The organism is Streptomyces sp. NPDC054765 (genome assembly GCF_053612065.1).
Genome location: NZ_JBSHBP010000008.1, coordinates 131,056 through 143,670 on the forward strand (window position 1 = coordinate 131,056; position 12,615 = coordinate 143,670).

Below are 12,615 nucleotides of genomic sequence, written 5' to 3' on the forward strand. Positions count from 1 at the left end.
CATGACATCTCCGGGCCATAGTGAACGTCTCCGGCACCTGGGACAGTCGGCACGACGTCAGGGGGGATCGTGAAGCGGCGATTCGGTCGAGTGCGCGCAGTGCTGACGGTGCTGGTGGCGTGGGGAGTGCTGGCCGGCGGGGCGTCGGCCACCGCCGCAAGCAGCACGCTCCGTCGCTTCCACGCCAGGGCGGTGGCGCCGGGTGTGGCATACGGCGAATTCCGGATGACGGTGCCACGCGGCCTCGTGCACGGCCATCTGCTGACGGTCGATCTGGCCGATCCCCGGGTCGCGGTGGACCTGCTGTACCCGGGGGCGGTCGGCGCGCGGTCGCCGGTGTCCCGAATGGCGGCCGACCACGGCGCGGTCGGGGCCGTCAACGGCGACTTCTTCCATATCACCGAGACCCAGCACCCGGGGGTGGAGGCAACCGGCGCCCCGGTCGGCCCGGCGGTGGCCTCGGGGCGGCAGCTGAAGGGCGCGGTGCCCGACGGCCAGCGGTTCGGGCCGGTCATGCCGCCGGGCGCGACCACCGAGGACGTCATCGGCGTCGGCTACGACCACCGGGCCCGGCTGGACCGGCTCTCGCTGCGCGGTGCGGTGCTGACCGCCAGGGGGACGCTGCCGCTGGGCGGGCTGAACCAGTACGCGCTGCCGGTAGGCGGTATCGGCGCCTACACCGCACAGTGGGGCCCGGCCTCGCGGGTGCGCGCCACCTGTGGCACGGACACCGACCGGGCGGCGCCGTGCAGTACGGACACCGCGGAGGTGACCGTCCGGCACGGCCGGGTGACGGCGCTGGAGGACGTGCCCGGCGCCGGCGGGGTGGCCGCGGGGAGTGTGGTGCTGGTGGGCCGGGAGGAAGGAGCACGGCAGCTGCGCACGCTGCATATCGGCGAGCCGGTGCATCTCACCCCGCGCCTCGTCGGCCGGGGGCCCGTCCCCCTGCGGTTCGCGGTGGGCGGCTTCCCGATCGTGCGGGACGACGAGCCGGTGGCCGGGCTGGACACCGTCGCGGTGGCGGTGCGCACCTCCGCGGGGATCGGCGACGGCGGGCGGGTGCTGTATCTGATGGCGCTGGACGGGGCGCCGGGCCAGACCGGTCTGACGGTGCGCGAACTGGCGGATCTGATGGCGCAGTTGGGCGCACGGGACGCGATGGATCTGGACGGTGGCGGGTCCTCGACGCTGGTCACCGGCGACAGGTACGGGGCGACGGTCCGCAATCATCCGTCGGGCGGGGCGGAGCGGCCGGTGGCCAATGCGGTCGGGGTGTTCTCCTCCCGGTGAGGGTCCCGGGCCCTCCCCGGCGGCGCCCGGCCACCGGTCAGACCTTCCCGGTGGTCCCGGTGCCCGCGGTGCGCAGCCGGGCCAGGGCGTAGACACAGCCGGCCAGGGCCAGGTCGGAGAGCAGCATGAAGCCGAGGGCGTAGCTGCCCGTGCCGCGGTGGACCGCACCCATGACGAGCGGCGGGACGAAGCCGCCGAGGCCGCCGGCGGCACCGACTATGCCGGTGACACTGCCGAGCTGCGACTGCGGTGTCACCCGCGCGACCAGCGCGAAGACCGCACCGCCGGCCGCGCCCAGGCCGGCCGCCATGACCAGGAAGAGGACCGTGCCCGTCGGGTTCGGCGCCGGGCCGAAGGCCTGGACGACCGCGGCGGGCCCGACCACGCCCAGCGCCCAGGCGGTGACGACGGCGGGGTGCACCCGGTCCGCGCACCAGCCGCCGAGGGGCCGGCAGACGACGGCGACCAGGGTGATGGCGGCCGCCTTGGCCGTCGCGCCGGCGCCCGCGAGGCGGGCCCAGGCCTCCAGCCGGCTGGGCAGCCAGACGGCGAGCGCGATGACGCCGCCGAAGCCGATCGCGTAGAGCCCGGCCAGTTCCCGGACGACCCGCAGCCGCCCGGCCCGCGCGAGCCGGGTGCCGGGCGCGGCCGGCGGGACGGGCCGGTCCGGGCGGTCGCTGATCATCATGGCGCCGAGGAAGGCGACGAGGGCGAGCGCCACGGCGACGACGAGATACGGCAGGTTCTCGTCGTAGTCATGGATGCGGGGAGTCAGGTAGGCGGAAAGCGCGATGCCGCCCGTGCCCATCCCGGCGATGCCCAGCGCCAGGCCTCGGTGACGGGGCGGGAACCAGGCGTTGACCAGGGGAACGGCGATGGCGAACGTGGTGCCGCCCAGACCGAGCAGACAGCCCACGGCGAGCATCCCGGCGAAGGAGTGTTTGACGGGGGCGATGAGCAGTACCGGCACGACGGTGAGCCCGGAGACCAGCGGGAACATCACCCTGGCGCCATAGCGGTCGGTGAGCGTGCCGACCGGCACCCCGCCCAGTGAGCCGGCCAGCAACGGCACCGCCACCAGCGCCGCCGCCTCCGGTCCGGTCAGGCCGAGGCCGGTCTTGAAGGCGTGCCCCAGCGGGGAGAGCAGGCTCCAGGCCCAGAAGGTGACCGTGCAACCGAGGGTGGCGAGGACGAGGTTCCGGCAGGCCGCCGGCGTCACGGACGCACACTGCTCACCACGTCGGCGGCGCCGGACAGGCCCTGGTGGATGTCCGGAGCCAGGCTGCTGTTCGCCAGGTAGAAACCGAGCAGCGCGCACACCAGGGCGTGCGAGATCTTGAGCTTGCCGCTGCGCAGGAAGATCACGGTCAGGATCACCAGCAGCAGTACGACCGAGATGGAAATGGCCATGGGACGCACACCTCCTCAACCGCCGCCCGAACGGGCAGCAAGGGGTGGCCAGTTTGGCGTATTTCAGGGTATGTCCGGTTCTCGTCCGGGTGCTCCGATCGGGTGATCACTGCGGGTTACTGCGGGGTACCGGAGGCTGCCGAAAGGGCGCGGCGACCGACGGCCGGCCGCGGCTGGAGCCGCCCGCCCACCCGGGCCGCGCGGGCGGCTCCAGCCCCCGGCGACCCGTCCACGGATCCGCCCCCACCCGTGACCGCCGGGTCCGTATGGAAGAAATCGCCCATATCCCCGCAAGTACCGAGCGGCGCTCCCGCGTTCGCCTCTCACACCACACCCCCACCGGCCACTGTGCCGTGGATCACATCACTCCCTGCAACGAAGTGTGGCGATCCGCCGTCTTAGCGGCCGACATCGCCGCCTCCCCCGCACCACAGACGGAAAGCCCCGACATGAGCCAGCACCCCTCCCGACGCCGCCGGCCCTTCCGGCCGCAGCATGTCGCGCTCGCACTGGCCCCGGTGATCGGCATGGGCGCGCTCACCGCATGCGGGGGCGCCGCGGAATCGGCACCCCCCGGCGATCCGGTGAAGGTCGCACTGGGCGCGGCGAGCGGGACCCGGACCGTACAGGCCGGCGACCGGCTCCGGGTGTCCGCGGAGGGCGGAGTGCTGACCGAGGTGACGGTCACCGATCCCAGGGGGCAGCAGCTGCCCGGCGGGCTCGGAAACCACGGGACCATCTGGATATCCAGGGCGAAAACCGCACCGGACACCAAGTACTCCGTCGTCGCCAGGACCAGGAACGCGCAGGGCGGCGTCGCCGCGGCCAAGGAGTCACTGACCACCGCGAAGGCGGCCAGGCTGAACACGCTGATGCTCGGTCCCGGCTCAGCGGGCGCCGTGGCCGACGCCGGCCGGCCCCTCACGATCACCTTCGACTTCCCGGTGACCGACCGGAACGAGGTCGAACGGCGCCTGAGCGTCACCACCGACCGGCGCACGACCGGATCATGGGACTGGGGGAAGGACGGCAGCGGCAGGGACCGGGTGGACTGGCATCCCGCACAGCAGTGGAAGCCGGGCACCAGGGTCACGCTGCGTGCGGCCCTCAACGGGGTGGACTCCGGCGGCGGCCGCTACTTCACCGATGACTATGACCTGAACTTCACCATCGGCCGGAGTTGCACCGACTCGGACATGGGACGGGTTTGTGGCAAGGTCCACGTGGGTGACCCGGTAGTGGTCGCCGCACCCTCCTTACGAGGGGAAGACAACAGGACCATCGGGATCGGAGACTGGCATGACAGCTGATCCCCGTGGCAGAGAACCAGCGCCCGCGCGTCGAGCAGCTGAGCCCTTTCAGAGCCTAGTGTGACGGAATGAGCACCGTGCAGGACCAGGATCAACTCACGGGGTGGCGGCGCTTCCGGCGCCGCGTCCCCAATGGCTTCGCCATCATCTTCAGCGTGTTGGGGCTCTTTTGTGCCCTGATGGCGCTGATCGGGCCGCTCCGGCGCGGACTCCACCCGGTGATCTACTGGCTGGACACGCTCACCATCCCGGTGGTGCCCAACTTCGCCTATGCCGTGTTCCTCTTCCTCCTGGCCGCGGCGATGACCGCTCGCAAACAGGTGGCGCTGTGGTTCGTGGTGACCTACATGGTGCTGGTCACCCTGGCGGACGCGCTGTTCCTGGCCGCCGGGTACTGGGAGTACGCCTTCTCCCTGCTGCTGTGCGCCGGTGCGCTGGTGCTGCTGCTCGTCTCGCACCGCGAGTTCTACGCGATCACCCGCCGCGGCGCGTTCCTGCGCGCGATCCTGGTGCTGGTCGGCGGGCTCACGGTGGCGGTGCTGCTCGGCTGGGGACTGGTGTCGCTGGCCCCCGGCACGCTGGAGCACGGTGGCGCCAACCGGCTGCTGTGGGCCGCCAACCGCGTCTGCGGCGGGCTGGTGGGCGGCCGGCTGATCGAGGGCCATCCGCCGCACTGGACCAGCGCCGTCCTCGGTCTGCTCGGTGCGCTGGCACTGCTGAACGCCGCGGCCGCGCTGTTCCGTTCGCAGCGGATGGAGGCTGCGCTGCACGGCGACGAGGAAGGCCGGATCCGGGCGCTGCTGGAGCGCTACGGCAGCCAGGACTCGCTCGGCTACTTCGCCTCCCGCCGCGACAAGGCCGTGGTCTTCTCCCCCAGCGGCAAGGCCGCCGTCACCTACCGCGTCGAGGCCGGTGTGTGTCTGGCCAGTGGTGACCCGGTCGGTGACCGCGAGGCGTGGGCGCAGGCCATCGAGGCCTGGCTGGAGGTCGCCGGACGCTACGGCTGGCAGCCGGCCGTCATGGGTGCCAGTGAGGGCGGCGCCAAGGCGTTCGCGCGCTGCGGGCTCGGTGCGCTGCAGCTCGGCGACGAGGCGATCTTGCATGTGAAGGACTTCGATCTGGACGGCCGGGAGATGCGGGTGACCCGCCAGGCCGTCAACCGCGTCGAGCGCACCGGCGCGACCTTCCGCGTACGGCGCCACTCCGCGCTGACCGACGAGGAGATGCAGGAAGTCATCCACCGGGCGGACGCCTGGCGGGACACCGAGACCGAACGCGGCTTCTCGATGGCGCTGGACCGGCTGGGCGACCCGGAGGACGGGGACTGTCTGCTGGCCGAGGCGTTCGACGGCGACGGCAACATGATCGCGCTGCTGTCGTTCGTGCCATGGGGCAACGACGGCATCTCGCTGGATGTCATGCGCCGTGACCGCACCGCACCCAACGGTGTCATGGAGTTCATGGTGGCCAGGCTGTGCGCCCAGGCCGGTGCCATGGGCGTACACCGGATCTCGCTGAACTTCGCGGTGTTCCGGTCCGCCTTCGAGGAGGGCGCCCGGATCGGCGCCGGGCCGGTGCTGAAGTTCTGGCGCAAACTGCTGCTGTTCTTCTCCAAGTGGTGGCAGCTGGAAGCCCTCTACCGTTCCAACGCGAAGTACAACCCGGAGTGGTATCCGCGGTTCCTGTGCTACGCGGACGCCGGCGCGCTGGCCCGCATCGGTCTGGCCTCCGGTATCGCCGAGGGCTTCGTCGCCGTACCGAGCCTGGGCAAGCTGTGGGGCAAGGGCCACAAGAAGCGGCTGCTGGCCCCGGCGAGCACCGCGGGACTGCCGTCGCTGGACGAACTCGGCCTGGTGCAGAACGGTCCGGCCACCGAGGAGGAGCTGCGCGAGCAGGAACTGGCCGCGCTGCCCGAACAGGTGCGGGTGCGCCACCGGAAGCTGGAGCGGCTGCGGGAGGCCGGCACCGACCCCTATCCGGTGGGCGTGGAGCGCACGCACACCCTGGGCCAGGTCCGCGACGCATACCCGGATCTGACGCCCGGGGCGCGGACCGGCAAGTCCGTCAGCGTCGCCGGGCGGGTGCTGCTCACCCGCGACCACGGCGGGGTGCTCTTCGCGGTGCTGCGGGACTGGTCCGGCGATCTGCAGATCGCGCTCACCCGGGACGGCAGCGGCAAGGACCTGCTGGACCGCTTCGGCTCGGACATCGACCTCGGTGACCATGTCGAGGCGGAGGGCGAGGTCGGCAGCAGCGACCGCGGTCAGCTGACCGTGTTCGTGACGCAGTGGCGGCTGACGGCCAAGTGCCTGCGGCCGCTGCCGGACAAGCGGCGCGGGCTGTCCGACCCGGAGGCCAAGGTCCGCCAGCGGTATGTGGACCTGGTCGTCTCGACGGACGCCCGGGACAATCTGCGGGCCCGCAGCACGGCCGTGCAGGCGCTGCGCCAGGGGCTGATCGACCGGGGCTACCTGGAAGTCGAGACGCCGATGCTGCAGCAGATCCACGGTGGCGCCAACGCCCGCCCGTTCCAGACCCATATCAACGCCTACGACCTCGATCTGTATCTGCGGATCGCGCCGGAGCTGTACCTCAAGCGGCTGTGCGTGGGCGGTATGGAGAAGGTCTTCGAGATGGGGCGGACCTTCCGCAACGAGGGCATCTCCTACAAGCACAACCCCGAGTTCACGATGCTGGAGGCCTACCAGGCCTTCGCCGACTACGACGTGATGCTCGACCTGACCCGGGAGCTGATCCAGGGCGCGGCGATCGCGGCGTTCGGCAGCGCCACGGCGCGGAAGGCGGATGAGCACGGCCGGCTGGTCGAGCACGACATCTCCGGGCTCTGGCCGGTCAAGACCGTCTACGGCGCGATCTCCGAGGCGCTCGGCGAAGAGGTCGACGCGGACACCGGGCCGGACGTGCTGCGCCGGCTGTGCAACGCCTCGTCGGTGCCGGTGAAGCCGGAGATGGGCCGTGGCGACATCGTGCTGGAGATGTACGAGCGGCTGGTGGAGGAGCGGACCGAGCTTCCCACGTTCTACAAGGACTTCCCCACCGATGTCTCCCCGCTGACCCGCCAGCACCGGCGCGACCCGCGGCTCGCCGAGCGCTGGGACCTGGTCGCGTTCGGCACCGAACTGGGCACCGCCTATTCGGAGCTGACCGACCCGGTGGAGCAGCGGCGGCGGCTCACCGCGCAGTCGCTGCTGGCGGCCGGCGGCAACCCGGAGGCCATGGAGCTGGACGAGGACTTCCTCCAGGCCCTGGAGTACGCGATGCCGCCGACCGGTGGTCTGGGCATCGGCGTGGACCGGCTGGTCATGTTCCTCACCGGTCTGTCGATCCGCGAGACGCTGCCGTTCCCGCTGGTGCGGCGCCGCTGACGGCACCCGGGGCCCGCTGACGACGGGCGGCACGGCGAAGGCCACCTCCTTGTGGGGTGGCCTTCGCCGTGCGCGGGCGCTTTCCGCGGCCCCTGGAATGCGCCCTTGGCCCATGGGGCAGGCGATGGGCCGGGGCCCCGGGGCCGTGGTCGTCAGTCCTCGCGGCGGGCCGCGTCCGCGAGGGTGATCCGCAGCATGCGTGGCACGGGGAGGCCGCAGCCGCGGAAGGCCTCGAAGGCGGCGGCCCGGACGGCCGACCGCCGGTCCGGGGGCACCAGCAGCAGCACACTGCGGCCCGGCCGGGTGCCGGGCCACCAGGCGGACCACGCACCGGCACGCAGGGCTTCACGGACCGCGGAGGCGAGACCGGTGGCCACGGCGGAGGCGGTGCGCGTCGCGGTGGATGTCGCGGTGGACGTCGCAGTGGCCGGGACGGCGGCGTCCGTATCCGTGCCGCCACGGAAGGTGCCACGGGCCGCCAGGAGGAGCAGACAGGGGTCCGGGCTGCCGTCGGGGGCGCGCAGCGGCTGATGGGCACTGCCGTCGGCCGCGAGGAGGTGGCCGCCCCGGGCGAAGAGGACGGCCCGGCGCAGCCCGTCATCGCCGGGTGCCGCGGCGCACAGCAGACGCGCCAACTGTGCGCGGGTCGGCGGGCGTCCGCCCCGCCCGGCGTGTGCGCCCGCGACGGCCAGCGCGACCGCGCACTCCACCGGTGCGGCGACGGGCAGCCCCGCGGCGTCCGGCAAGGGGACGTTCAGCTGCAGATCGGCGCCGCCGCGTCCGCATCCGGCGGCGGCGAGGGCGCGCAGCACGGCGTAGGGGCGGGCCGCCCAGTCGGGAGCGCGGGCGGGTGGGCCGGTGAGGGGGAGTTCGGCAGTCCCGGCCGGGTGGTTGAGCGAGCCGCAGCGCAGCATCCCGTCGGCGCGCGGGGCGACCGCCACATCGACATGGTGGCCGGCCGCCGCGAACCAGTCGGTCCGTAGCGCCGTCCCGGTGTACGGCGGGCCGGACGGGACGGCGGACGCGGGGACCCGGAAGGCGTACGGGGCCCGCCACACCGCGTCGGGCGCCCGGCCGTACGCCGTCGCGAAGCCGTGGGAGAGCAGGCGCAGCAGCGGGTCCGCCGTCGTGCGGTACGCCAGGTCCGCCGCACTCATCCCAGCTCCTTACGGGCGAGCAGCCGGTAGGCGTTGCCGCCGTCGGTGGTCCGGGCCGCCGCGGTGCGCAGGGCGTCGAGGGCGAGCGCGGCGGCGTAGCAGGGCACCGCCATGGCCTGTACGGCGCTTCGGGCGGCGCGGCGGGCCGGGGTGGCGGGGACGGTGGACCAGGGGGCGAGCGGGTCGGGGGCGAGTCCGTTCGCGGCGAGGGCGACGGCGCCGAGGAAGTCACCGTTCGGCTGGTGCGCGGCGCCGTGCTGCTCGACGAGGACGGTGAATCCCCGTGCTTCCAGGGCCTGTTTGAGGTTGGCGGCCGGCATGAGGTGCTGGTGCTGGGGCTGGAACCAGGGCAGCCAGTAGCGGCCGAGCAGCCGGCCGGCACGGGAGGTGGGGTCGGGGAGTTCGATGAGCAGATGGCCGCCGGGGGCCAGGACCTTGACGGCCGCATCGAGTTCGGCGAAGGGGTCCCGGGTGTGTTCGAGGTAGTGGTGCATGCTCACCGTGTCGTAGCGCCCGGCGAGCCGGTCGGCGAGGTCGGGGAACTGGCCCTGGTGGGCGGTGTCGATCCAGCCGCGGCGGGCGGCTTCGTGGACCCCTTCGCCCATGTCCAGTCCGTCGAAGCGGGTTTCGGGCCATACGGCGCGGGCGGCGTTGCAGAAGTGTGCCGCGGCGGTGCCGACGTCGAGCCAGGCTCTGGGGGTGGTGAAGGGCCCCAGGAGTTCGGCGCGGGCACGGTAGGTGTCGCTCATCCGGCCCAGGACCAGGGCGGCGCCGTCGCCGCCGAGGCCTTCGTAGAAGTCGCGGTAGTAGAAGTCGAGTCCCTCCTGGGTGAGCCGGGGGTTCTGGAAGATGTGCCCGCACTGGCGGCACTCCTCCAGGGTGAAGCGGCCGGGCTTGCCCTGGAGCAGGTCGGGCGTGCGGATGCGCACGGCGGGGTCGGGTGCCGAGCACCAGGGGCAGTCGGTGCGGCGGGGCTCGAAGAACCGGTCCGTGCCACCCGCGAGTGCGGCGGTGTATGCGGCCCGGCGCGCCGGGGCGCCGGCGTCCTCGGGCTCGTCGGCGGCCGGTGTGGCCAGCGTCCGCAGCGCGGTGGACAGGGCGCACAGGGGTCGGGAGACCGTGGCACGGGCGAGGCCGGCGGGGCGCGGTCCCCGGGCCGGGCCCAGGACGACGGCGAGCTGCAGCCAGTAGAGGGCGGTCGCCGCCGCGCCCCAACGCGGCGCCGAGGTCAGGCACTTCACCAGCAGGACGAGACCGGCGAGCCGGGCGGCGGACAGCAGGACCGGCGGCAGACCGCGGGCGCGGAGCTCCTCGGCGTGCCGCGCGGGGTCGGGGGGCGGCACGGTCAGCCCGGGGGCGATGGCCCAGCCGGTGGCGTCGGGTGCGTACTCCTTGAGGGTGCGGACGAGGCGGAGCAGACCGGCCGTCGAACGCGGCGGTTCTTGGGCGTCGAGTCCGGCCCGCCGGTAGACGTCGTCGGCCACCAGCAGGGCGTGCCCGGCGCCGTGGCCCGGAGCGCACCGGTCGGTGCGGTGGGCCGCGGGGTCGAGGAGCCGGAGCAGACCGAGGGTGCTCTCGGCGTCCAGGCGCGCCGGGATCAGGTCCACGACGCGCAGTCCTTCGCGTACGGCGTGGTCGGCCGCGGCGCGCAGGGTCGCGTCGTCGGCCACGACGCCGGGCGCGGTGATCAGGTGCCAGCCCGGGAGCGGTGGGCGCGGGGCGCCGTGCGGTCCGCCGGGGTCGAGCACGGGCAGCGCGGCCAGCCTGCGGCGGGCGCGCACGGTGCCCGCTCCCAGGGCCGTCACGGCGGCGGCCGCCACCCATCGCGTGCGGCGTCCCGTACGGTGCGCTCGCGTCATCCGGCTCACGGTCCCTTCTCGGTCTTGGTCTCGGTCTTGGCCTTGCTCTTGGTCTCGGTCTTGGCCTTGGCCTCGGTCTTCGCCTCGGTCTTCGCCTCGGTCTTCGCCTCGGTCTCGGTCTTGGTCTCGGTCGGGGCGGGGCCGGGGCCCGTGCCGCCGGGCGGCAGCTTCTCCAAGCGGTCGGCCGCGGTGCGGGCGCCGCCCGCCGCGGCGAAGGACGCCTGGATACGGCGGGCCGCACGGCGGTGGGCCGGGTCGTCCAGGACGGCGGCCAGCGCCTGGTGCAGCTCCTGCGCACGGGCCCGGCCGAAGCGCACCCGCACTCCCGCACCGGCCTCGGTCACCTGCCGGGCGACGATCGGCTGGTCGTCGCGGACCGGCGCCACGACCAGCGGCAGTCCGTGGGCGAGCGCCTCGCACACGGTGTTGTGGCCGCCGTGGCACACGACGGCGTCGAGGTGCGGCAGCAGGGCGGGCTGGGGGACGTACTCCTGGTGCACCATGTGGTGCGGGACGGTCCCGGCGAGGTCTCCGGGGGCGGCCAGGATCAGCTGCGCACGGTCCGCAAGGGCGTCGGCGGCGCGCAGTACCGCGGGGTAGAAGCGGGCGCCCGCCTCGCGGTTGAGGGTGCCGAGGGAGACGAGCACCCGTGCGCGCCCGGGGTCCAGCCGGTGCCACGGGAAGGCTCCGGCGGACGGGCGGGCACCGAAGGCGGGGCCGACGAAGGCGTAGTGGGGCGGATATCCGTATCCGGCGGGGCGGGCCGCGGCGCCGGTTCCGCCGGCGGCCGGCTCCGCCCTGCTCGCCCCGTCCCCGAACGGCCCGCCGTCCCCGAACGGCCCGCCGTCCCCGATGAGCGCGGGGGTGGAGAAGACCAGCACGAGGTGCGGGGAGAAGCGCGGGTCCCAGCCGCTGGGCGCGCCGCATTCGGCGAGCAGCGCCGCGATGCGCTGTGCCACCCACTCCCCCACCTTGGGGACACCCTCGAAGGGCCGGGTGAACTCGGCCGAGGTGGTCGCCGAGGTCGCCCAGGGCAGACCGTGGCGGCGCGCCACCAGCGGCCCGGCCAGGGCCTGTTGGTCGGCGACCAGCACATCGGGCGCGAAGGCTTCGACGGCGGTGTGCACACCGGGGAGCATCGCGCGGGCGAGCGGGATGAGGACGTCCGCCCACAGGAACCGGAGGGCGGCGACACCCCGTAGATCGCGCCAGCGCCCGTGCAGGACATCCGAGCCGTCGGCCGCGTCCCGGTCTCCCGCCGCGTACAGGAGGGAACCGGCCGGGAGCAGGGACGCGAGGGTCGCGGCGGGACCGGTCCAGGCGACCTGGTGGCCGCGCGCGGTGAGTTCGGCGGCGACGGCGAGGGTGGGGTTGACATGGCCGGCCAGCGGCGGGACGACGAACAGCACTCTCATCCGGTCACCGCCCCGGTCCGGGCGCCGAGCCGTGCCAGCAGCGCGGCGCACAGCCCTTCGGTGGCTTCGTTGAGCACGGTGTGCCCGACACCGGGGAGGACACACAGCTCACAGTCCGGGGCGGCGCGCGCCAGTTCCCGTGCGCCGGGCAGGAGTTCGGAGTGCTCTCCGTAGACGGCGAGGACCGGGCGGCTCAGCCGGGCGAAGTCGCGGGCGGTGAAGGCGCGGCCCGCGGCGATGTCCTCGATCAGGGTGGTGCGGTTGAGCAGGGCGTCGGCGCCGGCGGTCAGCCGGGCCTCCTTGCGCCGCCCGAGCGCGGCGAGCTGCTCGGGCAGACGGCGGTGTTCGAGGCCGAGGGCCGCGACGGTGAGGGTGTCGGTCATGTCCTCGACCCAGTCGCCGGTCAGCTGGGCGTCGATCAGCACGAGTGAGGCCACCAGGTCGGGCCGGACGAGTGCGGTGTGCAGGGCGAGCACACCGCCGTAGCTGTTGCCGACCAGATGGACCGGGCGGCGGTCGACACCGAGGGAACCGAGCAGGGCGGCGAGGTCGGCCAGCGCGCTGTCCCTGTCGTAGCCGTCGGGCGGGCGCTCGCTGCGGCCGTGCCCGCGCTGGTCGTAGAGGAGTACCTGGTGTCCGGCGCGGGAGACCGGTCCCGCCAGGGTGCAGTAGAAGCTGGACAGGTTGTCCATCACCAGGCCGTGGAGGAAGACGACCGTGGCGTCGCCGCGGCCCGGCAGCCACTGGGTGTGCAGACGCAGCCCGCCTGCGGGGGTGAGGGCCATCCG

General features: G+C 73.7%; 9 protein-coding genes. 3 read left to right on the top strand and 6 right to left on the bottom strand.

The features are described from left to right. Positions 1–90 precede the first annotated feature (90 nt). Positions 91–1,290 carry a phosphodiester glycosidase family protein gene (locus ACWGJY_RS08205; protein ID WP_453259998.1) on the top strand — a complete coding sequence of 400 codons (1,200 nt, stop codon included), beginning with the start codon at positions 91–93 and terminating at the stop codon, positions 1,288–1,290. 37 nt (positions 1,291–1,327) lie between these two features. On the opposite strand, the gene ACWGJY_RS08210 is transcribed toward ACWGJY_RS08205, so the two are convergent. Both ACWGJY_RS08210 and ACWGJY_RS08215 read right to left on the bottom strand, forming a co-directional pair. Then, entirely contained in the window at positions 1,328–2,509 is a 1,182-nt protein-coding gene (locus ACWGJY_RS08210; protein ID WP_453259961.1) for an MFS transporter, read from the bottom strand. Then, positions 2,506–2,700 carry a hypothetical protein gene (locus tag ACWGJY_RS08215; RefSeq protein WP_030088015.1) on the bottom strand — a complete coding sequence of 65 codons (195 nt, stop codon included), beginning with the start codon at positions 2,698–2,700 and terminating at the stop codon, positions 2,506–2,508. Before ACWGJY_RS08215 ends, ACWGJY_RS08210 begins: the two co-directional genes overlap by 4 nt. Before the next feature lie 449 nt (positions 2,701–3,149). Here ACWGJY_RS08215 and ACWGJY_RS08220 point away from each other — a divergent pair, with 449 nt between their 5' ends. Both ACWGJY_RS08220 and lysX read left to right on the top strand, forming a co-directional pair. Beyond that, a complete protein-coding gene (locus ACWGJY_RS08220) occupies positions 3,150–4,010 on the top strand; it encodes an Ig-like domain-containing protein (protein ID WP_453259962.1) in 861 nt (286 codons plus the stop codon). 68 nt (positions 4,011–4,078) lie between these two features. Next, entirely contained in the window at positions 4,079–7,396 is a 3,318-nt protein-coding gene (gene lysX, locus ACWGJY_RS08225; protein WP_453259963.1) for a bifunctional lysylphosphatidylglycerol synthetase/lysine--tRNA ligase LysX, read from the top strand. Between the two features lie 152 nt (positions 7,397–7,548). Here lysX and ACWGJY_RS08230 read toward each other — a convergent pair whose 3' ends face one another. The 4 genes from ACWGJY_RS08230 to ACWGJY_RS08245 are packed head-to-tail and all read right to left on the bottom strand — an operon-like array spanning position 7,549 to position 12,612. Next, the gene (locus ACWGJY_RS08230; RefSeq protein WP_453259964.1) at positions 7,549–8,553 is read right to left on the bottom strand and encodes a galactokinase; all 1,005 of its coding nucleotides are present in this window, start codon (positions 8,551–8,553) and stop codon (positions 7,549–7,551) included. Continuing rightward, positions 8,550–10,412 (bottom strand): class I SAM-dependent methyltransferase, encoded by a 1,863-nt coding sequence (locus tag ACWGJY_RS08235; RefSeq protein ID WP_453259965.1) that lies wholly within the window; start codon positions 10,410–10,412, stop codon positions 8,550–8,552. The genes ACWGJY_RS08230 and ACWGJY_RS08235 overlap by 4 nt, the downstream gene beginning before the upstream one ends. A 5-nt stretch (positions 10,413–10,417) precedes the next feature. Continuing rightward, entirely contained in the window at positions 10,418–11,827 is a 1,410-nt protein-coding gene (locus ACWGJY_RS08240) for a glycosyltransferase (RefSeq protein WP_453259966.1), read from the bottom strand. Continuing rightward, on the bottom strand, positions 11,824–12,612 hold the full coding sequence (locus ACWGJY_RS08245; protein WP_453259967.1) for an alpha/beta fold hydrolase: 789 nt from the start codon (positions 12,610–12,612) through the stop codon (positions 11,824–11,826). The genes ACWGJY_RS08240 and ACWGJY_RS08245 overlap by 4 nt, the downstream gene beginning before the upstream one ends. Positions 12,613–12,615 lie beyond the last annotated feature (3 nt).